We start from the raw sequence: 20,044 nt of genomic DNA on the forward strand, positions 1-20,044 counted from the left end.
TAACTCCCGCTTTATGCGGGAGTTATAGTTTTAAGGAGTCATTATGAAAGATTATAGAGAAAATATATTTCGCATAACAATAACCATTGGAGCTATATTATCAAGTTTGTTGGTTCTGTTGGTATTTTTTTATATACTAAAAGAAAGTCTTCCCTTCTTCAAGGAGGTAAATTTTCGCGAATATATTTTGGGGTACAGCTGGAGTCCTTTAAGCTCTAAGCCTAATTATTCTTTTCTCCCAATGATATTAGCAACCCTATATATTTCTTTTTTGGCTATTTTAATTGCGACTCCTTTAAGCATAGGCTGTGCTCTGTTTTTAAGTTTTAATTCAAATAAAAAATATTCAAAAGTAATATTATCATTTATTGACATGATAGCTGGCATTCCTTCAGTAATTTTCGGGTTTTTAGGATTAGTAATACTTGTTAAGTTTTTAGAAAAAAATCTAAATATGGTAACAGGTGAAAGTGTATTAGCAGGAGGGATACTTTTATCAGTAATGCTTTTTCCGTATATAGTTACCGGATGCACAGAAACATTTATTAAGGGTAAGAAAGTATATTATGCTGCTTCACAATCATTAGGAGTATCAAAATGGTATACAATGAGAAAAATAATGCTTCCATTTGCTGTAAATTCAATATTTGTTAATATGCTTCTGGCATTTGGCAGGGCAATAGGCGAAACAATGGCAGTAATGATGGTCACCGGTAATTCCCCAATATTCCCTAAGCTTTTTGGAAGGGCTGAAACCATTCCATCACTTATAGCTCTTGAAATGGGGACAGCAACCTACAAAAGTATTCATTATTCATCCCTTTATGCAGCAGGACTTATTTTAATAATTATAATATTGATTATTCAGTTAATTGCATATATGATTAATAAGACAGGAACGAGGCATTCAAAGTGAAATTAAAAGATTTATTTTTTAAATTATGGGTTATTTTTTCAGGAATAATAATTATATCGTCTACTTTTGGGTTATTTTTGTATCTTTTGTATAAAGGTATTGGAGTAGTTACACCTGAATTCATCCTTGGCTCTCCAAAAGGTATACCCCTTGGCACAGAAGGTGGAATATTTCCGGCAATTATAGGCTCTCTTATGTCCGGATTAATATCAGGATTGTTTGGGGGAACTTTGGGATTATGTACCGCTGTTTATTTAACCTTTTATTGTGAAAATGAAAAAATAAGAAAATATATAATGTTGGCACTTCAATGCTTGGCGGGAATACCATCTGTTGTTATCGGACTTTTTGGATATACACTATTAATAGTAGGACTTGGTGTTAGTAAAAGCCTTCTAAGCGCATCCATAACTTTGACGATTATGATTATTCCCTTTATTGCAATTCGAATGAAAAAAGCATTGGAGGAAACATCAAAAGACCAGTTTATTTGTTCATTAAGCTTAGGAATCCCCAAGGGTTATACAATAGTAAAATTAGTAATTCCAAGTGCATTCAAATATATAATGACTTCACTTGGCCTTGGAATAGTATTCGCCATGGGAGCAACTGCACCGATAATGTTTACAGGAGCTGTGATAATGTCAGGTGTCCCCGGTAAGCTTACAGACCCATTTATGGCACTACCATACCATTTATATATTTTGGTAAATGAGGGATTGTCTCTTGAAATGGCCTATGGAACTGCTTTTATGCTAATTGTTATAGTATTATTAATAAATATGATTTGCCATTTTATCGGCAGCTATGAGGATATGTAAATGAATATTTTAAAAACAGAAAATTTAAGTGTAAATTATGGAAATAAAAGCGTATTGAAAAATTTAAATATCGACTTTGAGAAAAATAAAATAACTGCAATTATAGGTCCTTCTGGCTGCGGCAAATCAACATTTCTAAAAACACTAAACAGAACAATCGAAGAATACGGTGGAAGTGCAGAAGGAAATATTTATTTAAACAATGTAAATATAATGGACATACCGGTTCATAATTTAAGAAATAAAATTGGAATGGTTTTTCAGACACCAGTAGTATTTCCATTTTCAATATATAAAAATTTGACTTATGCACCAATTTATTATGGCGAAAAGAACAAGGAAAAATTACAGGAAATTGCAGTTAAATACTTAAGAAAAGCAGGGCTATACGAAGAAGTCAAGGGTGATTTAAATATGCAGGCTTCAAAGCTTTCCGGAGGACAACAGCAACGCTTAGTAATTGCAAGGTGCCTTACTGTAAATCCTGAAGTAATTTTGTTGGATGAGCCATGTTCAGCATTGGACATTAAAAATACTGCTAATATTGAAAAAATGCTTTTAGATATAAAAAAGGAATATTCAATAATTATTGTTACTCATAATTTGGCACAGGCTAAACGAATTGCAGACTATGTAATTTATATGGAAGACGGAACTATCGTGGAAACGGGAACACCTGATGAAATATTCAATTATCCTATGGATTCGCGTACAAAAGAATATATAATGTATATGAAAAATTAGGAGGTTGTTTTTGTGATAAATATAAATATACCAGGGAGATGTGATTGCTTTATAGAAAATATAGTTTTCGACTTTAACGGAACTATTGCTGTAAACGGTAAAATTGAACCATCCATAAAAGAAAAAATATCCATCTTATGCAATATGGCAAATGTATATGTGCTTACTGCTGACACATATGGCTCTGCAGCAATGGAATGCCAAGGCCTTAATTTAAACCTTAAAACTTTTCCAAATGATAAGGTAGCTGATTATAAAGCGAAAATAGTCAATGAATTAGGAAAAGATAAAACAATATGTTTCGGTAACGGATATAATGATATTAAAATGTTTGAAATTGCAGCTCTTTCAGTTGCAGTTCTTGAAAAGGAAGGAACATGCAGTTCTATATTGAAAGAATCTGATGTAATGGTTAAGTCAATAGACGATGGAATTAATTTATTATTGAATCCTAAAGCATTGATTGCTACATTAAGGGCATAAGCCAAAGGGAAAAGAAAGACATAAGCTTAATATAAATATAGAGGATTTATCGTTGTTGATTCGAGTGGTATCGTTGTTTATATGAACAATATATATGCAAAATTTTTAGGTATAAAACAAGAAGAAGCAATTGGTAATGAAATCGGCGATATGCCTATGTATCTTCAAACAAAACTTCTTCGCGTACTTCAAGAAAATGAAGTAGAAAGATTAGGAAGTATAAAAACAATTCAATGAATGACAAGTTGGTATTTATAAAGAACAATTTAATAGAAAATTAGGTATTAATTTACCTATAGAAAAAATTTCAATCTAAAGGGTTGTATAAACATTTGATAAAAAGGAAGCATTTTAAATGTTTAAAATATATAGATATCATATCAGACATATTAGAAGAACCAGATTATATTGGTATTAGCCCTAATGAAGTAAATAGCATAGAAATTATTAAAAGGTATGATGACATTATTCTTTTAGGTATTAAATTAGATATGGAAGAAAATTATTTTTATATATCAACAATATACGATATACAAAAATCAAAAATATCCCGTAGGTTATATAGTGGAAGGATTGTAGAATTCAATCATTAATCAGGTTCGTAAAAAATGCACGAAAGATTGTGAATTAGCACAATATATAAAGCGCGTATTATAAAATGGCAAATTATTATACTACAAAATTTATTTTTAAAAAAGCAGAGTTGACAATTTTATTATTTTAAGGTATCATTATTGTGAAAGTACATATAATTATATTAGAATTATTGAGGTCGGAAATGGTTCCCGACACACTCTAACGAGTACCTGAGATGATGGATACACCGCCCATCCAATAATTCCATAATTGTTTAAGTGGAGTATTCGCATTAATTTGTGGATGCTCCTTTCTTACACTTTTATTACCACCCGCGGTACGCATGCAATGCGTCCCCTACAATTTAATAAATAATAGGTGTATTTTTCATACGCCTATGTAAAAACAGTAACTTAGCAGCTTGAGGGGAAGGATATCCTAGGAATGCCAAATAAATAAAATGTTTTATACAAGTAGTTTGTTGTGTAGAGGAAATTCGTTATAGAAATAGGAGTAAAATTTAAATGAATAAAAAGAAATACATAATAGTTGGTTTTATTATATTAGTTATTGTTTCGTTAATTTATATTAACAATGATAATAATAAAAACCAATTAACTACAGAGGAAAGACAGTGGCTTAAAAGTCAAAGTGCAATTATTTATGCTGCTAATGAAAAGGCACCGCCTCTACGTTTTGTTGATCAAATAGACAATCAATATAAGGGAGTGGTAGTTGACTTAATTAATCAATTGTCCTTAGAACTGGGATATGAAATTCAGACCATTCCAATGAAATGGGATGAAGCTTTACTATCTTTAAAAGAAGGTAAGACACAAATATGTGATATATTTATTAATGCTGAAAGAAGTCAATTCTACTTATTTACAGATTCAATTTATAATTTAAGAACGGTTTTATTGACCAGATCATCTGAAAGCTTTAATGTTAATCAAATTAATAATATGAGAGTAGCTACAGAAAAAGGCGATTATGCCAATAATTATCTGATGGAAAATTATCCTAATGTTGAATTAGTTTATACTAATAATGTTGAAGAGGGATTAGTTCTTTTCTTAAATGGAAAGGTAGATGCTGTTATTGGAGATGAACCTATTATAACTTATTTATTGAATAAAAGGAATGAGAATCAAAATCCAGAATATTCGAATATTGTTTTATATCAGGAAGAGGTTGTTTTAGGTGTACCAAAAGATAAGCCGGAGTTGGTGCCGATATTAAACAAGGCAATAAATAGTATAAAAACTAAAGGGCAGATAGAGAAAATTCAGCAAAAATGGTTTGGTATATCAACACCTTTAACCGTTAACAACATAGAAAGAGAAATTATTAGAAATATTGCTATATTAGTTGTAATAGTAGGTAGCACATTTGTATTTATAATATTAAATAATTTATCATTACAAAAAAAGGTAAAGAAGAGAACAAAGGAATTAGAGAACAGTAGAGATGAACTTCAAATTATATTTGATGAAATTTCTGATTATATGCTTGTTGTTGATAGTGATAAAAAGGTATTGAGAATAAATAAAAGTTTAGCTGATTATTTAGGTGTTTCTACTAATGAAATTTTAGGAGAAGATTGTAATAAGTATATTGGAATGTTTTGCAATAATTGCAATGAATGTATAATTAAAGAGGTTAATTTAGGAAACAACAAAGTAAAAAAAGAAAGCACGGTAGGGAACGAAGTTTATGAAATAAACCTGCAAGTGTTAAAAGAAATTAATAACACATTACTTATAACGATAAAGAATATAACTTTGGATAAAATCAAAGGAAATCAAATGCTACAAACTAATAAAATGGTTGCGATAGGGCAACTGGCTGCAGGGATGGCTCATGAAATAAGAAATCCATTAGGTATAATCAGGACTCAAAGTTACTTAATCAGAATTAATGATAAAATTGATGATGCAGTCAATAAGTCCTTAGAGTTTATAGACAATGCAGTTGAAAGAGCAAGTAAAATAATTGATAATATATTGAGTTTTTCAAGGTTATCTAGCAATGATATTCAAAATATAGACATAAATGAATTGATTAAAAAATTATTAGAAATGCACAATGATATAATTTATAAAAACAATATAAAAGTAGAAATTAAAACTAACATAAAAAAAGAACTTAAGTTAAATGTTGAAAGTATGGAACATATTATAATAAATTTAATTTCAAACTCTATAGATGCAATGGAGAATAACGGTATCCTTAAAATTAGTACTGATATAGAGGATGGTAATTTAATATTAATTTGTGAAGATAATGGATATGGAATTAGTGATAAAGACATTAATAATATCTATAATCCATTCTTCACGACAAAAGAGTTAGGCAAGGGTACTGGTTTAGGGTTGTTCATAGTATATTCTGAGGTTGAAAAATTAAACGGAAAAATTGATGTACAAAGTATATTAGGGGAAAAAGCTAAATTTACCATAAAAATTCCTTTAGAGAGGAGGGACGATTAATGTCTAGATTATTTAAAATTTTAATAGTAGATGATGATGCTGATTATAGAGAAACATATCGTATGTTATTGACTAAAAAAGGATATATGATTAATACTGCTGCTAGTGCTGAAGAGGCATATGAGTTAATGGAAAAAGAATTTTATCCGTTAATAATCAGCGATATAATGATGCCTGGTATAAATGGAGTAGATTTTTTGAGAGACGTTAAAGAAAGATATAATAAAAATATTGAAATGATTATGGTTACTGGATATGGAAGTGTTGATACAGCAGTACAATCAATGAAAATTGGCGCTTTTGGTTATTTCATTAAAAGCCATAATCCAGAAGAATTAATTTTAGAAATTGAAAAAGTTCGTAAGATATTTTCTCTGCAAAATATTAATGAATTAAATAAACGCAATCAAAAAAGCAAATTTCTATATACAAGCAAAAATAAAGAAATGAAAAATGTATATGAATTGGTAAGACGTGTTGCAAACAGCAATACTAATGTATTAATTACAGGTGAATCAGGCGTGGGTAAAGAAATTATTGCTCATATGATTCATGATATGAGCAATAGAGCAAATATGCCTTTTATACCAATAAACTGTCAATATTACTCATCTGAATTAATAGAATCAGAACTTTTTGGTCATGAAAAGGGATCTTTTACTGGTGCGACAACTACTAGAGTAGGTCATTTAGAAGAAGCAAACGGAGGCACTGTATTTTTAGATGAAATTGGAGATATAAAAGAGGGTACACAGGTAAAGCTTTTAAGAGTATTAGAAACCAAGCAGATAGAAAGAATTGGTTCGAATAAATTGATAGACGTTGATTTTAGGTTGGTTTCTGCTACAAATAAGGATTTGTCAAAGGCAACTGAAGAAGGAAAATTTAGAGAAGATTTATATTACAGAATTAATACTATAAAAATCGAAATACCACCATTAAGGAAAAGAAAAGAAGATATAGAAGATTTAATTTATTTTTTTATTGATAGTTTTAATAAGGAAATGGGTAAAGGAATTTTAGATATTGAAGAAAATACAAAAAATCAATTATTGAATTACGATTATCCTGGAAATATACGTGAACTTAAAAATATTATCGAAAGGTTGATTGTTTTATCATCAGGGAATATTTTGAAAGGGGAAATTAGTAGTGGAAGTAAATTTAATTCAAATGAAGATAGTGAAGGATTAAATCAAAATATTATAACTTATAAAGACGCAAAAAGAAATTTTGAAATTGATTATATAAATAAGGTTTTAAAAAGTTGTGATAATAATATTACTCACGCAGCTAAAGTAATGGATATAAGCAGAAGACAATTATTCAATAAAATTTCACAATATAATTTAAAAAAATATTTAAATTAATGATTCGGAAAAATCTTGCTAGGAAATAATTTTCTATATGAAATTAATTTCCTAGCAAGATTTTTATAATTTGGCTAAATCCAAGCTTTGCAGATATTAAATACTTGGCAAGGAAATTGCTTATATATTAATATGAACTAAATAAATTAATATTGGAGGGATTTTATGGAACTAAAAGAAAAAAAGTTAGAGTTTTATGGTGGTGAATGGATATCCTTTGTACCATTCCTGGTATTTTTGGTATTAATTATAACAACGACATTCCATTTTGGGTCAATCTCAGATGGTGCATTGTGGTTACCAGCATTTATGGCAATAGTAGTTGGACTTTTCTTTGCAAAAAATAAGAAAGATTATTCAAATGCGATTATTGAAGGTATGGCAAGCAAGGAGGCTATTATTCCTATAGTTTGTTGGTTGTTTGCAGGTGTTTTTTCAAGAATATTGAGGGACTCTGGTTTAGCATTAGGAATTGCAGGAGTTGCTGCTAATATGGGTGTTGGAAGCACAGCTTTCGTAGTGATAACATTTATTGCTTCAGCGATTTTTGCTACGGCAACAGGTACAGGCTTTGGTACAATTGCAACAGGTATGGGCGTTTTGTATCCAGCAGCAGTTACTCTTGGTGCGTATCCGCCATTAGTTGCAGGTGCAATAATATCTGGTGGAGTATTTGGTGATAACTTAGCACCAATTTCAGATACAACTATTTGTTCTGCTACATCGCAAGGAGTTGATGTACCTGGAGTTGTTCGCTCAAGATTAAAGTATGCAATTACTGCTGGAGTTATTACAATTATTCTTATATTGATATTTGGATCTGCTAAAGCTAGTAGTGGAATGTCTATAGAAGCAGTTGAATATAATTCAAATACCTTATTTATGTTTATACCTATTATTCTTACAATTATGGTTGCAGTTAAAACAGGTGATATAATTATTGCGACAATTGTAGGTTCGGTAATAGGGGCTATTACAGGAATATCTGTAGGGTTATTTGATTTTATACAAATTGATGTGGTAGATGCTGTAAAGCCTGCATTATTTACAATATCAGGATCAGGACTTGATCGTACAGTAGGCGGTATTATACAAACAGGATTAAGTAGTATGATACAGGTTATTGTGTTGGCTTTATTATTGTTTGGCTCAATTTCAGTTATGAGAAATGGTCATGGTGACATTAAATTATTAAATGCTTTAAATAAGGTTACAAATACAAGAATCGGCGCAGAGTTAACTATTTCAGGAATGGTAATTTCACTTTCAGGTTTAATGGGATTAAATGCTCCGGCAATATTGGCAGTAGGTTCATCATTTGCAAAACCATTAGGAGAAAAGCATGGCATAAGTCCATACAGAATTGCAAATTTGTTGGATGCACAATCTAACACATTTGTTTACAGTCTTCCTTGGACGCCTGCGATGATTTACACATTAGGATTTGCAGCTGACAGTAAAGCGCCTTTAGCAGCTCTTGATATTGCACCATTTGTATTTTATGCATATGCAATACTTGTAGTAATGTTTGTATCGATATTATTAGGTATTGGTCAAAATGATAATTTAGGCAAATCAAAAAAAGCAAGAAAAACAGCCGAGTAAGTCAATAACGAGTATTTTAAAAAAGAATTTTTAAATGCTTGTTTATAAATTATATAAAGGAAGTGTTTAACATGATTAAAAAAGGAGAATGGGTTTTAATACACAGAGTTGTTTTAGAACCATCACAAAGAGCACCTCAGGTACCAGATGATACTAAAAAAGCTCCATTGGAAATGTGGGTTAAGGGATATTTACAAGAAGATGCAAATATTGGCGACGAAGTAACAGTATTAACAAGAACTAAGCGAATTGAAAGAGGTTCTTTATTGGAAGTGAATCCATATTATAAACATGATTTTGGTAAATTTGTTCCTGAACTAAATAAGATCAGCGATCAAGTAAAAGAAATTCTATTTGGAGGTGCTGATAATGAGTAAAGATATGAGTTATGCTGGTGTAATGGCTAGAAGACCAGAAATAATGAAACAAGCAGCAGGACTAGATTTTTCGGTATTTGAAAGTGGTTCGATTGCTTTTGATTATGAAAGAATGATGAAGGAAGCAGGATTTACTATTAAAGAAATTCAAAAAATTCAGTCTGAGCACGGAGTTGGAAATACTCCTATTATAGAGCTTAGAAATTTAACTGCTTTAGCAAGAAAACTTGCTCCTGAAGGAAAAGGTGCAAGAATATTCATAAAAGATGAAGCTTCCAATGCTTCAGGTAGTTTTAAAGCAAGAAGAGCGTCAACAGCGGTGTATCAAGCTAAAAAGCTTGGATATAAAGGTGTTGTTACAGCTACAAGTGGTAACTACGGTGCAGCAGTTGCATCACAGGCAGCTATGTATGGATTAAAATGTATAGTTGTTCAGGAGTGTTATGACTCAAGGGGAGTTGGTCAGCCAGAAATTATTGAAAAAGCAAGAAAGTGTGAAGCTTTAGGGGCTGAAGTCGTGCAACTGACAGTTGGTCCTGAATTGTTCTACACATTCCTTGCAATATTGGAGGAAACAGGATATTTTAACGCATCACTTTATACTCCATTTGCAATTGCAGGTATTGAAACATTAGGATATGAAATTGCAACGCAATTCAGAGAAAAACATGGCAAGGATCCTGACGTTGTAGTAGCTACAAATGCTGGAGGAGGAAATCTTACAGGAACTGCAAGAGGACTTAAAAAAGCAGGTGCTCAATCTAAAATTGTTGCAGCAAGTGTTGATTTATCAGGACTTCATATGGCATCTGATGCACAGTTTAATAAAAAGTCATTTACCACAGGTCACACTGGATTTGGAATGCCTTTTTCAACATGGCCAGACAGGTCTGATGTTCCTCGTTCAGCTGCTAGACCATTAAGATATATTGAAAGATACTTAACAGTTCATCAGGGAGAAGTGTTCTATATTACAGAAGCTTTAGCGGCTCTTGAAGGATTGGAAAAAGGTCCAGCAGGAAATACCGCTCTTACAGCTGCATTTTCATTGGCACAGGAATTAGATCAAGATAAGATGATAGTTGTTCAGGAAACTGAATATACCGGAGCAGGCAAGCACATTCAACCTCAGCTTTCATTTGCAAGAGATAACGGAATTGAAATTAAATTTGGTGAACCAAAGGATGAAGTTCCAGGAAAAAATATTATTTTCCCATCACATCCTTCGAAGATAAAAGCAAATGATGCAGATGTAATTCGTATGAGAAAATCATTGATTAAGAATGCATTATCTAATTATGACGTAACACCTACAGAAGCAGATATAGAATTTCTTGCAATAGAAACAAATTCTGATGTAGAATTTGTGAAAAATACAATAGCATCTTTGTAAAACAAAAATAATAGGCGTATGAAAAATACACCTATTATTTTTTATATTGTAGGGTACGCATTTGGAGGCCTGCAGTGCGGCTGCAGTGCAGTCACTATGCAAAATGATGATTTTACGACAAGAAAATCTGTGCTCGTTGACGTGTTGATAAATGTTGTAAGCTTTAAATATGAAAACGATAGTTCTAATGTTCTGTAATTATAACACAAAACGTATAATTAAAGTGAAAAATGCAAAAACTATTCCGAAAATGTCATAAATACATAACATTTTATTGACATTTTAATGACAAGGATATACATCTATTGAACGGATTAGATATTGCAAGATTGCAAACAGCTTTTGGTGTTAGTTATGAAATGGTTTTAGTTAGATTAAAATCATTAAATATATTAAATGATGATATTTATGAGAAACTAAAACTTGAGCAATTAATTCTTGCAAAAAGAAGGCGGCTTTAGAATTCTAAAAAATTTAGGTTTTGAAACACAGGATCTAAATATCTATGAAACTACAGAGCCGCTATCATATTATTCACATCATAAAAATATTCCACAAAATGTATTAATTTTAGAAAATAAGGATACATTCTACAGTATGAGAAGATACTTAATAAAAGGCAATAAAAAATATTAAATTAATATAGCTAATACGGTGTGATAAATCCAGCTAAAAGATGCTGGATTTTATTGATTATGAATGAAAGTAAGCAAAGAATTATTTCGAGGAATTTATTATTATAAAAGTGGATATGTATCGTATATCATAAGTAAGAAAACAAAAAAATGTATTAATTAATACATTTTTTGTTGCAAAATTAGTTTAAAACTAGTATAATTAGGTATACTATAGATAAGGAGTGTGTCAATTGAGTTCAAAAAAACAGGATCCTCAGAAGTTCACTAATCTTACTATTAATGAAATTAAAGATTATTTAGATAAATTTAGAAAGTGCGTTCTTGAAGGCAGGTATTCAATTTCTCAAAATGAAAATAGACAAGAGAATATTGACTTTATTGAAGACTATAAGATTGATACAAAAAAAGAACATGAAATATTATTAGGTTTACAATTTGATGATTTTTGTTATGCAGTTGAGAACGATAATATTAATTATGCTGATGAAGTTTTGTATATATTTTGTAAGCAACATGAACTGGATTTTTGGGGAACAATAGAGACAGTTGACATATATATTAAAGTGAATATGATTGAAACGAGAAAAGGGGATTTGTTTTCAGTTATTGTTTCTTTTCATAAAAGAAATTTTGAAATTAAGTATTTGTTTAGATAGATTTTATGGTGGTAATTGACTGCTAAATAAGGAGGAAATTTAAATGAAGGGATTTTGCGAAAAGTGCCGTGATACAGTGGAGTATTACGTAAAGACTATCGATAAGGAAAAGGAAATTAGGGGTAAAAGGTTTAACTATGTCGGCAAAGCAGCTTATTGCAATGAGTGTAGAGAAGAGATTTTTGTGTCGAAGATTAGAGATTATAATTTAAGGGAACTTGATAATGTATACAGAAAAGATGAAGGTTTAATCAAAGTAGATGAAATTGAGAAGATTTTAGAGAAATACGATATAGGGAAAAGACCATTATCTTTATTGCTTGGATGGGGAGAAGGAACATTGACTAGATATGTAGATGGAGATACACCAACAAAACCTTATTCTGAGATGTTGAAGCGAATTCTCGAGGATAAAGAATATTATCGAGAGATATTGGATAAAAATAAAGATAACATTTCGCCTGTGGCCTATCGGAAAAGTATGAAAGCTGTTGATAGTATAAATATAGTAACGGTAAATGAAATTAATAAGCTTGAATCTGCCGTAAAATATTTATTAATGCAAACATCGGAAATTACGCCACTTGCATTGCAAAAGTTATTATATTTTGCTCAGGGATTTCATAGAGCTTTTACTAATGCATTTATGTTTGAAGAAGATTGTGAAGCTTGGGCACACGGTCCTGTGTATCGCGACATTTATTTTAAGTATAGAGCTTATGGATATAACCCAATAGAAGAGAAAAAGTTATCTTTTGAGGATATCAGTTTGACAGAGGATGAAAAAGAGTTGCTTGATTACATTATTTTATACTTTGGATGCTATAGCGGAAAAATATTAGAGAATATGACACACTCAGAAGAACCTTGGCGGGTAGCCAGACGAGGTTTAAAGGATGGGGAAGGTTCTGATAGGATTATTGAAAAGACAGATATTGAGTCCTACTTTAATAATGTAAAAGAAAAATACAAAATGTTGAACCTTGTTGACATAAAAGATTACTCTAAAGACTTATTTAGTAAGCTTTATTCTATCCATGAAAGATGCCTATAGACAAAAAGTATATATGACGCATAGTCATATAATAATTTGTATCCTTTATTTGTCATTGCTAATTTAATAAGTAAGCATAGAAGTTAGTAAAGTAAATTTATTCATTGCTATCAACATGGACAAATTTTATGGTGCTAAATCTATTGCAGCTGTATCCACTAAAACGTTGGAAGTATCTATATCAAAGAAGCTAAAGAAAAGAAGAATAGACGGTAAATATTGTTTACATGAAGGGGAAACAATAGAAGAGATAGCAGCAGCTTTAGAAATAAATGCTGAAAATCTACAATTAACAATAGATTCATATAATACTTATGTAGATGCTCAAGAAGATAGCGAATTCGCAAGACCTGACATGCCAAGAAAATTGGAAAAAGCTAAGTTTTATGCAATAGAAATAGGACCTGCAATTCATCATACTATGGGTGGACTTAAAATCAATTCAAATGCGGAAGTATTAAATACGAGTGGTGATGTCATTAATGGATTGTTTGCCGCAGGAGAGGTAACAGGAGGAGTTCATGGTGGAAATAGATTAGGCGGAAATGCTGTTGCCGATATAATTGTATTTGGAAGAATGGCAGGAAAAACAGCTGTAGAATATATCAAATAAATACAATTAATTATAAATAAAATCACTCCTTTGGAGTGTAATAAAATAGCTGTTGCAACATTTTAGATTTTATTATGTGCAACAGCTATATTTAAACATTCCTTTTACTTGATCATGTGTATAGAAACGTCCTTCTTGAATATCTGAAATTCCTATGTTAACATTGCTCATCATGTATAGATGATAAAGCAAATCTTCAAATGATATATCATCAGGTAAAGAATTGATTAGTTTTAAAACTTCCTGCTTTGACATATTATCACTCTCCTATGAAGATTGTAAATATAGTAGGTAATTAATTATTTAAATTACCTACTATAACATCTTATTTATAATAACTTGTTTAAACTTATTCTAAATTTATAATTTTTGCATCGGCTCTTGTAGTTGTAGCTGCATTTTCTCCTGCCAAACGTCCAAATACAAATGCTTGCAATAATCCGTTTCCTGACATATATCCAGGACCTGCTGTATCAGAAAAACCTTCCATTACACCTCCGGCAGCATAAAGACCTTTGATTAAGGTTCCGTCTTCTTTTAAAACATGACCTACTGTATCTGTAACAAGACCACCTTGTGTGTGTCTTAAATCAGCTGTTATTTCAAAAGCATAATAAGGTCCGTCGAAATGATCTGGGAAAAATGTTCTATTTAAACTATCTTGACCTGTTTCAATTCCATTCAAATAATCATTAATTGATGCATTGAATTTGTCTTGGTCAATATTTAAAGCCGTAGCAAGTTCTTCTAAGTTATCAGCCTTAGTTAATATATCTGCCTTGTCATAATCGGCAAAACTTGCGGTTGCATCTGCATTCGCTTGGTTAAACACCATATAAACATGGTAGTCAGGTTGTGCTAATACATCAGGAGATAGTTCAGAGTAACCTTTATGCTCATTTGTAAATCTTTCTCCATTTTTGTTAACTAAAATTCCACCTCTATAAAGTATATTTAAATCTGCAGAGCCTTGTAATTCTTCACTATATACACCGTGACCCTGATAGGATTTCATATTTGCAACAGATGCTCCAAGATTTTGTCCCCAGATTATTCCTTCACCAGTTGCACCAGGAGCTACATATGGGTATGCATTAATCATTTCAGGTATGTATTCTTCAAGCATTTCTTTATTTGCACCGAAACCACTTGTACATAATACGGTATTTTCAGCCTTAATTAAAATTATATTTTTGTTGTCTTTTTTAATAAATGCGCCTATTACTTGTTCATTTTCGACAGCTAGTTCAATAGCAGGAGAATTTACCAAAACTTCTATTTTATCATTCTTATTAACATTGTCTATCAACACTTTAGTCATACCGTTACCGCTACCCTCTGCAATATGCATACGATAATTTGACTGACCATAATATAAATTATTTGTTATAAGGCTCATTTTAACTCCTTGTTCTTCAAGCCATTCAACAACATTTTTAGCATTTTCTGTTACAGTATATACTAAGTCTTTTCTAACACTGTAAGAATTCGGTCTAAATATATCACGAGCGAATAAATCTTGATTGTCAATTATGCCGGCTTCTTTTTGTTGTTTAGTTTCTGCTGCAGGAACTATACCTCCTGATAACAAAGTAGCTCCTCCAAGATATCCTAATTTTTCTGCCAATATTACATTTTTACCATTTTCGGAAGCAGTTAAAGCACTTGTTAGACCAGCACCTCCACCGCCAAGTACTAGTACGTCCGCTTCTATGGTTTCGTCATATTCTGGTGCGGACTCTCCAGTAGAAATTGTTATGGAAGATACATTGTTTTCTTCATTGTTGTTATCTTCAATATTTTCTTCTTCTGGTGGATTAACTTGTTCAGTGCATCCAACCAACAAACTAATAATCATAAGACCGCACATAAGTAAGCTAATAATTTTTTTCATATAACCTAACCTCCTAAAAGTTATGTAAATGTTACTATTATATCATCATATAATCGTATTTATTATTATTACCAATACTATAACGAACTATTCCATTATTTACTTGTACCTTGGCGTCGATGCCTGTCACCTGGGTTATTGTAGGGGACGCATTGTATGCGTACCGCGGTTGGGGCTATAAAATTGAGCTTGATTATGTTCAGAGAAAGGATAAATCCCCTTGGATAGCAAGGGGATTAGCAGTAATACTTTATTTAACATTATAAAGCTTTTACTTGGGATTTTATAACATTATATCCCAGTTTATCGATAGTATTCTCGATATCTTTTATTGATACCTTTTCATCATCAAAGTTTAATTTTACTTTACTTGAGTTAAAAGATACACTTAAACTTTCTTTATCTACACCATCTAAAGATTTTACCCCGTTTTCTATTTTTTGCATACATGATGGACAAGTTAATGTTTCTAATTGAATAGTTGCTTTTTGCATTTTCATTCTCCTTTAAATTTTATATTATATATATTATATACCATTACTATTTATTTTAAATTGATTTACATCAAAATTTTTATTTACTTTAATTTGTAGCGAAGAAGTCTCATACCGTTTAAAATTACTACTAATATACTTGCTTCGTGTATTAACATTCCTATTGACATGTTCATCCATTCACTGAAGAATACACTAGCAAGTAGGACTAATACAACTCCAACTGCGATAATAATATTTTGGCGCATATTATAAGCTGTTGATTTTGTTAAACCTAAGGCATGTGGCAAACGACTAAAGTCTGAATTCATTAAGACAACATCTGAAGTTTCTATTGCTACGTCTGTACCATTTCCCATGGCTATTCCAATTTGTGCTAAAGCTAATGAGGGACTATCATTTACTCCATCACCAACAAATGCTACAATTTGACCTTTATCTATTAACTTTTTAATATATGCTGATTTATCTTCTGGCAACATGTGTCCGTGAGCTTCTGTAAGTTCTAATTCACTTGCTACTAAATCAACAGTTCCTTGGTTGTCTCCTGAAAGAACTACTAAGTTTTTAACGCCTAATTTCTTTAATTTTTGAAGATTTTCTTTTACACCAGGGCGTATTTGGTCACGAATACCCATTAGTACTTTTAATTCATTATCAACTGAAGTTAGAACAAGAGAGTTTCCATTTTTCTCAAACTTTGTAATATCTGCACGTGTTTTTTCACTTAAATGAACATTTTCTTGTTTTATCAGAGCAACATTACCAACTGCAACTCTATGTCCATTTACCTGAGCGACGATTCCTCCACCTTTTACAACCTCTGTTTTTTCAACTGCATATGCTTTAGTATCTCCTATATATTCTACTACTGATTTAGCTAATGGGTGGTCTGATTCTTTTTCAACACTTGCAAGGTAACTCAATATTTCATCAACGTTATCTGCATAAATTTCTTTGTCAGTTACTTTAGGATTTCCTATTGTTAATGTACCTGTTTTGTCAAATACTATTGTATTAACTTTACTAAAATCACCAATAACTTCACTACCTTTTAGCAGAACACCGTGTTTTGCTCCATTACCAATGCCTGCAACGTTTGATACAGGTACACCGATAACTAATGCTCCTGGGCATCCTAGAACTAATATTGTAATTGCAAGTTCAATGTCTTGTGAAAATAACCATACAATGAAAGCGAGAACTAATACTACAGGAGTGTAGTATTTAGAGAATTTATCTATGAAACGTTCGGCTTCTGATTTTGAATCTTGCGCTTCTTCAATTAACTCAATAATTTTACCAAATGTAGTATCTTCCCCTACACGATTAGCAATAATTTGAATAGTTCCATTTTCTAAAATTGTTCCAGCATATACTTGAGAATCTTTGTTTTTACTTACAGGAAGAGATTCACCAGTAATACTTGCTTCATTAATATGACCTTCTCCTGTTAAAACTGTACCATCGACAGGGACTTTTGCACCGGTTTTGACGAGTAAAATATTGCCTACGTCAACTTCATCTACTTCTATTTCTTCAAACTCACCATTTTCCATTTGTTTCAAAGCATTTTCTGGTGCCATTTCAGTTAATTCTTTAATTGCAGAACGTGTTTTATTCAATGTACGTTGTTCTAAATAAGCTCCAAATAAGAATAAGAATGTAACAATAGCTGATTCTTCAAATTCGCTAATTAAGAATGCTCCGATAACTGCGATGGTAACTAAAACATCAATGCTAACAACTTTTACTTTTAATGATTGATACGCTTGGATAGCGATAGGTGTAGCCCCTATAGCTGAAGATATAATCAAGGACCAAGTAAATATATTTATATTTCCAAAACCTAACTTGCTAATATATGCAATTACGATTAAAATTCCACTAATTATTGTTATGTGATTTTTCTTCTTTAATATATGTCTTTGCATATTGCTTTTCCTCCATTCATGTCATCCTTATATTTCTTAAACTCGATATGCTTTATCTAATTCGGCTAACATGTTGTAAACTGTTTCGTAACTTTCGCATACATCACCTGGAACCTTGTAATTATCTGTAATTTCACGTAGCTTTGAGAATTCTTTGTTTAATTCAGGTTTTTCTGCTCCTGCTTTTTTTGTTTTCGTAATGATTGTATCAAATACATTATGAACTTCATGGAATTCAGGGTGATTACCTCCATGAACTCTTGCTACAATCGGTACATATTGTTCCAATATTTTAAAGCGATTTTCCTTTATTTGATTAAATGTTAATTGTTTTGACATAATTTTTCTCCTTCTTTTTTATAGTATTTAGGCATTTGTTAAATGCCCAAACCCATTGATTTAGATGGGTTTAGTGTTAATCTTATATATAAATTTCTCTCCTGTTATGGTATAATGTAAGTACCAACAAACAAAAACTACAACAGGAGGAAACTTATGTCTATTAAATACTCTCAGCTAACACTTGCTGAAAATTTCAGTGAATGTCAAGATTTACTAACATCTGACACATCTACATTCTTCTCACTATTAGAAGAACATATTAATTTATGTGATTTCATACCAGTGGAATTTTACTGTGCTTTCCACTTATCAATAGGCAGAAAAAGGGATTATCCTTTAAAAGGATTTTTATCTGCTTTAATATTGCAGAAGATATTAACCATTCCTACTGATGCTTTACTTATCAATTTACTTTCTTTATGTCGCGAATTGCGTGATTTCTGTGGTTTTACAAAAGTGCCTGACGCCCCTATGTTTACACGTTTTAAACAGACCTTTATACCTCAATTAGAGCTTATGTTCTCTAAAATGGTTGACTATACTGAACCTATCTGTCAAGCTATCGATTCTACCCTTGCTTCAATTATTACACTTGATACTTCCGGAATTGAATTATATGTTAAAGAAAACAATCCTAAGTATTTGAATACTCTCATTAGACAGCTTAAAACTTACTATAAGAATAATCTTAACGTTGATCCATACAAAATGGCTTATGGTCTAATGCCTTCTCAAGCTACATCTTCTCCTGATGCTAAACAGATGTACATTAATGGTCATTTCTGTTATGCCGACAAATTTGCTATTATCACCAATGGTTTAGGACTTGTGCGTAATATTGCTTTCTTGGATGATGACTTCAAACAAAAGCATCAAGATATTGAAATTGACAAGAAATCCGATTCCCCTGACGAGGATAAATCAATCGGTGATTCTTCTGCATTAAAACCGGTTTTACAAGACTTCTTTGAACTTCATCCTGATTTTCACCCATCGACTTTTCTTGGAGATTCCGCCTTTGATACTATTGAAACCTATACTTTTTTAAAAGATGAATTTAATTTTAAAAAAGCAATTATCCCTTACAATACAAGGAATGAAAGTACTCTTAAAAAAGTTGGTTACAATGAATATGGTTATCCATTATGTCCAAATGACTCCTCTTTGGTTATGAAATATTGTGGGCCTTGCCGTGAAAAGGGTCGTGCCGACCGTATAAAATGGATATGCCCTAAAGTTCATATGGAAAGAGGTCAATTTGTTTGTAATTGTGACAATCCGTGCAGCACTGCCAAAAAAGGTAGAACTACTTACACTTATGAAAATATGAGTTTTCGTATGTTTCCAGGCTTACAACGTGATTCTGATGAATGGAATGAGTTGTATAAAATACGTACTGTTGTAGAAAGAGCCATTAACCATTTTAAAATGAACATGTGCATAGCCGGAAGAAAATCTCGTGACCATCTTACTACTAAAGCTGATGTGCTTATTGCAGGAATTGCTAGTCAATTCACAGCAATTATCGCACACAGATTAAGTTGTCCACAGTATCTTAGAAGTCTTAAACCACTAATTGCATAATTTCTTAATGCTTAAAGTTATTGATATTTCAATGTTCGTAGGTGTATTAAGGTTGCCC

General features: G+C 31.4%; 20 protein-coding genes and 1 pseudogene. 16 read left to right on the top strand and 5 right to left on the bottom strand.

Going from position 1 to position 20,044, the window contains the following annotated elements; translation table 11 throughout:
- The first annotated feature begins 43 nt into the window (after nt 1-43).
- From pstC to U8307_RS11125, 15 genes and pseudogenes are all read left to right on the top strand, one after another.
- Entirely contained in the window at nt 44-916 is an 873-nt protein-coding gene (gene pstC / locus U8307_RS11055) for a phosphate ABC transporter permease subunit PstC (protein WP_326907866.1), read from the top strand.
- Nucleotides 913-1,737: a PstA family ABC transporter permease gene (locus tag U8307_RS11060; protein ID WP_326907868.1), complete on the top strand. Its 825-nt coding sequence runs from the start codon at nt 913-915 to the stop codon at nt 1,735-1,737. Before pstC ends, U8307_RS11060 begins: the two co-directional genes overlap by 4 nt.
- A complete protein-coding gene (locus U8307_RS11065) occupies nt 1,738-2,481 on the top strand; it encodes a phosphate ABC transporter ATP-binding protein (RefSeq protein ID WP_326907870.1) in 744 nt (247 codons plus the stop codon). It begins immediately after the preceding gene.
- A gap of 12 nt (nt 2,482-2,493) precedes the next feature.
- Entirely contained in the window at nt 2,494-2,964 is a 471-nt protein-coding gene (locus U8307_RS11070; RefSeq protein ID WP_326907872.1) for an HAD family hydrolase, read from the top strand.
- A 48-nt stretch (nt 2,965-3,012) separates the two neighbouring features.
- Nucleotides 3,013-3,195 (top strand): annotated as a pseudogene (locus U8307_RS11075) (sigma 54-interacting transcriptional regulator); the annotation flags it as partial.
- 101 nt (nt 3,196-3,296) lie between these two features.
- On the top strand, nt 3,297-3,557 hold the full coding sequence (locus tag U8307_RS11080; RefSeq protein WP_326907874.1) for a PBECR3 domain-containing polyvalent protein: 261 nt from the start codon (nt 3,297-3,299) through the stop codon (nt 3,555-3,557).
- Nucleotides 3,558-4,064: 507 nt separating this feature from the next.
- On the top strand, nt 4,065-6,032 hold the full coding sequence (locus U8307_RS11085) for a transporter substrate-binding domain-containing protein (protein ID WP_326907876.1): 1,968 nt from the start codon (nt 4,065-4,067) through the stop codon (nt 6,030-6,032).
- Complete coding sequence (locus U8307_RS11090) at nt 6,032-7,402, top strand: sigma-54-dependent transcriptional regulator (RefSeq protein ID WP_326907878.1); 1,371 nt, start codon at nt 6,032-6,034, stop codon at nt 7,400-7,402. The genes U8307_RS11085 and U8307_RS11090 overlap by 1 nt, the downstream gene beginning before the upstream one ends.
- Before the next feature lie 165 nt (nt 7,403-7,567).
- Nucleotides 7,568-9,007 carry a Na+/H+ antiporter NhaC family protein gene (locus U8307_RS11095; protein ID WP_326907879.1) on the top strand — a complete coding sequence of 480 codons (1,440 nt, stop codon included), beginning with the start codon at nt 7,568-7,570 and terminating at the stop codon, nt 9,005-9,007.
- A gap of 71 nt (nt 9,008-9,078) precedes the next feature.
- Nucleotides 9,079-9,384: a 2-amino-4-oxopentanoate thiolase subunit OrtA gene (ortA, locus tag U8307_RS11100; RefSeq protein ID WP_326907881.1), complete on the top strand. Its 306-nt coding sequence runs from the start codon at nt 9,079-9,081 to the stop codon at nt 9,382-9,384.
- Nucleotides 9,377-10,777: a 2-amino-4-oxopentanoate thiolase subunit OrtB gene (gene ortB / locus U8307_RS11105; RefSeq protein WP_326907883.1), complete on the top strand. Its 1,401-nt coding sequence runs from the start codon at nt 9,377-9,379 to the stop codon at nt 10,775-10,777. The genes ortA and ortB overlap by 8 nt, the downstream gene beginning before the upstream one ends.
- 305 nt (nt 10,778-11,082) lie before the next feature.
- Entirely contained in the window at nt 11,083-11,238 is a 156-nt protein-coding gene (locus tag U8307_RS11110) for a hypothetical protein (RefSeq protein ID WP_326907885.1), read from the top strand.
- 407 nt (nt 11,239-11,645) lie between these two features.
- Nucleotides 11,646-12,071 (top strand): hypothetical protein, encoded by a 426-nt coding sequence (locus U8307_RS11115; RefSeq protein ID WP_442985521.1) that lies wholly within the window; start codon nt 11,646-11,648, stop codon nt 12,069-12,071.
- 43 nt (nt 12,072-12,114) lie between these two features.
- Nucleotides 12,115-13,125, top strand: coding sequence for a type II toxin-antitoxin system antitoxin SocA domain-containing protein (locus U8307_RS11120; protein ID WP_326907888.1), 1,011 nt, complete (start codon nt 12,115-12,117; stop codon nt 13,123-13,125).
- A 115-nt stretch (nt 13,126-13,240) separates the two neighbouring features.
- Nucleotides 13,241-13,738: an FAD-binding protein gene (locus U8307_RS11125; RefSeq protein WP_326907890.1), complete on the top strand. Its 498-nt coding sequence runs from the start codon at nt 13,241-13,243 to the stop codon at nt 13,736-13,738.
- Between the two features lie 72 nt (nt 13,739-13,810).
- Here the strand turns inward: U8307_RS11125 and U8307_RS11130 are convergent, their stop codons facing one another.
- The 5 genes from U8307_RS11130 to U8307_RS11150 form a co-directional block, all read right to left on the bottom strand.
- Nucleotides 13,811-13,993, bottom strand: a complete 183-nt coding sequence (locus tag U8307_RS11130) for a hypothetical protein (RefSeq protein ID WP_326907892.1) — start codon at nt 13,991-13,993, stop codon at nt 13,811-13,813.
- 94 nt (nt 13,994-14,087) lie between these two features.
- Nucleotides 14,088-15,632: an FAD-dependent oxidoreductase gene (locus tag U8307_RS11135; protein ID WP_326907894.1), complete on the bottom strand. Its 1,545-nt coding sequence runs from the start codon at nt 15,630-15,632 to the stop codon at nt 14,088-14,090.
- A 260-nt stretch (nt 15,633-15,892) separates the two neighbouring features.
- The gene (locus U8307_RS11140) at nt 15,893-16,126 is read right to left on the bottom strand and encodes a heavy-metal-associated domain-containing protein (protein ID WP_326907896.1); all 234 of its coding nucleotides are present in this window, start codon (nt 16,124-16,126) and stop codon (nt 15,893-15,895) included.
- 83 nt (nt 16,127-16,209) lie between these two features.
- Nucleotides 16,210-18,060, bottom strand: a complete 1,851-nt coding sequence (locus tag U8307_RS11145) for a heavy metal translocating P-type ATPase (protein ID WP_326907898.1) — start codon at nt 18,058-18,060, stop codon at nt 16,210-16,212.
- 36 nt (nt 18,061-18,096) lie between these two features.
- Nucleotides 18,097-18,399, bottom strand: coding sequence for an iron-sulfur cluster repair di-iron protein, ric (locus U8307_RS11150; protein ID WP_326907900.1), 303 nt, complete (start codon nt 18,397-18,399; stop codon nt 18,097-18,099).
- Between the two features lie 156 nt (nt 18,400-18,555).
- Between U8307_RS11150 and U8307_RS11155 the strand changes: the two genes are divergently transcribed.
- Nucleotides 18,556-19,986: a transposase gene (locus U8307_RS11155; protein WP_326906634.1), complete on the top strand. Its 1,431-nt coding sequence runs from the start codon at nt 18,556-18,558 to the stop codon at nt 19,984-19,986.
- Nucleotides 19,987-20,044 lie beyond the last annotated feature (58 nt).

Origin of the sequence: Sedimentibacter sp. MB31-C6, from assembly GCF_035934735.1 — a bacterium.
In the GTDB taxonomy this organism is placed as follows: domain Bacteria; phylum Bacillota; class Clostridia; order Tissierellales; family Sedimentibacteraceae; genus Sedimentibacter.

Bases quoted from the DNA above. Each gene is read 5' to 3' on its own strand.
- U8307_RS11065 (WP_326907870.1), top strand. From the start codon at position 1,738: ATGAATATTTTAAAAACAGAAAATTTAAGTGTAAATTATGGAAATAAA.
- U8307_RS11120 (WP_326907888.1), top strand. From the start codon at position 12,115: ATGAAGGGATTTTGCGAAAAGTGCCGTGATACAGTGGAGTATTACGTA.
- U8307_RS11130 (WP_326907892.1), bottom strand. From the start codon at position 13,993: ATGTCAAAGCAGGAAGTTTTAAAACTAATCAATTCTTTACCTGATGAT.
- U8307_RS11125 (WP_326907890.1), top strand. From the start codon at position 13,241: ATGGACAAATTTTATGGTGCTAAATCTATTGCAGCTGTATCCACTAAA.
- ortA (WP_326907881.1), top strand. From the start codon at position 9,079: ATGATTAAAAAAGGAGAATGGGTTTTAATACACAGAGTTGTTTTAGAA.
- ortB (WP_326907883.1), top strand. From the start codon at position 9,377: ATGAGTAAAGATATGAGTTATGCTGGTGTAATGGCTAGAAGACCAGAA.
- U8307_RS11085 (WP_326907876.1), top strand. From the start codon at position 4,065: ATGAATAAAAAGAAATACATAATAGTTGGTTTTATTATATTAGTTATT.
- U8307_RS11145 (WP_326907898.1), bottom strand. From the start codon at position 18,060: ATGCAAAGACATATATTAAAGAAGAAAAATCACATAACAATAATTAGT.
- pstC (WP_326907866.1), top strand. From the start codon at position 44: ATGAAAGATTATAGAGAAAATATATTTCGCATAACAATAACCATTGGA.
- U8307_RS11090 (WP_326907878.1), top strand. From the start codon at position 6,032: ATGTCTAGATTATTTAAAATTTTAATAGTAGATGATGATGCTGATTAT.
- U8307_RS11135 (WP_326907894.1), bottom strand. From the start codon at position 15,632: ATGAAAAAAATTATTAGCTTACTTATGTGCGGTCTTATGATTATTAGT.
- U8307_RS11155 (WP_326906634.1), top strand. From the start codon at position 18,556: ATGTCTATTAAATACTCTCAGCTAACACTTGCTGAAAATTTCAGTGAA.
- U8307_RS11150 (WP_326907900.1), bottom strand. From the start codon at position 18,399: ATGTCAAAACAATTAACATTTAATCAAATAAAGGAAAATCGCTTTAAA.
- U8307_RS11140 (WP_326907896.1), bottom strand. From the start codon at position 16,126: ATGCAAAAAGCAACTATTCAATTAGAAACATTAACTTGTCCATCATGT.
- U8307_RS11095 (WP_326907879.1), top strand. From the start codon at position 7,568: ATGGAACTAAAAGAAAAAAAGTTAGAGTTTTATGGTGGTGAATGGATA.